A 997-nucleotide genomic window follows, 5' to 3' on the forward strand; every position below is an offset into this window, starting at 1 on the left:
CGGTACCGGTCTCGGCGCCGGGCTCGTGCTGGACGGCAGGCTGCTGCGGGGGGCCAGGACGGGGGCCGGCGAGCTGGGGCACCAGACGGTGCAGCTCGACGGCCCCCCGTGCGGCTGCGGCGGGCGCGGCTGTCTGGAGGTCCTGTGCCTGGCGGCCGTCGCCCGCGGGGGCTACTTGCCGAAGACCGGAGCCAGGACCAGCTGGGCGGCGCCCTCGGCGACGGCGTACGGGGTGACGGCGACCTCGGTGGGCAGGCCCAGTTCCGCGAGGACCGCGCGGGTCCCGCGCTCGAACGTGCCGGGGGCGGCGAGGACGGCCCGTCCGCCCAGCAGGACGCGGTCGATGTCGAGGAGCCGGACGAGGCCGGCGGCGCCGGTGCCCAGGACCCGGGCCGCCTCGGCGAGGTCGCCGCGGGCGACGGCCGCCAGGCACAGGACCTCCAGACAGCCGCGCCCGCCGCAGCCGCACGGGGGGCCGTCGAGCTGCACCGTCTGGTGCCCCAGCTCGCCGGCCCCCGTCCTGGCCCCCCGCAGCAGCCTGCCGTCCAGCACGAGCCCGGCGCCGAGACCGGTACCGAGATGGACGTACGCGAACGAGTCCGCCGTGGGCGACCGCAGGGCGAGCCCGAGCGCGGCGGCGTTCGTGTCCTTGTCGAGGACGACGGTCCGCCCGAGCTCGCGGGCCAGGACGTCGCGGACGGGGAAGCCGTCCCACTCGGGATGGCCGGTGATCCGGCCCGGGGCACCGGCCGGGTGATCGAGCGGACCGGGCATGGCGACCCCCACGCCCAGCACGACGGACCGACCGCCCTCGGCCCGGGCGCCGGAGGGGGCGTCGGGGTCGGTGTCGGTGTCGCGGGCGGCGCCCGCGGCCGGTGCGGCACCCGTGCCGGCGCCGCCGTCCGACACGGGGCCGGGCCCGCCGCCCGGTGCCGGTGCCGGTGCCGGTGCGACTCCCTCCCCCGGCGCGACTCCCTCCCCCGGCGCGAGTTCCGCT

1 protein-coding gene and 1 pseudogene are annotated in these 997 nt (G+C 79.6%); one reads left to right on the forward strand and one right to left on the reverse strand.

From position 1 onward, the window contains the following. Positions 1–169: pseudogene (locus tag EAO71_RS35170) on the forward strand (ROK family protein); the annotation flags it as partial. Between the two features lie 2 nt (positions 170–171). Here EAO71_RS35170 and EAO71_RS35175 read toward each other — a convergent pair. Beyond that, positions 172–997 (reverse strand): ROK family protein (locus EAO71_RS35175; RefSeq protein ID WP_147981889.1); only part of this gene is annotated, 826 nt, incomplete at its 5' end.

This window comes from Streptomyces sp. MS191, from assembly GCF_008042125.1.
GTDB lineage: Bacteria > Actinomycetota > Actinomycetes > Streptomycetales > Streptomycetaceae > Streptomyces.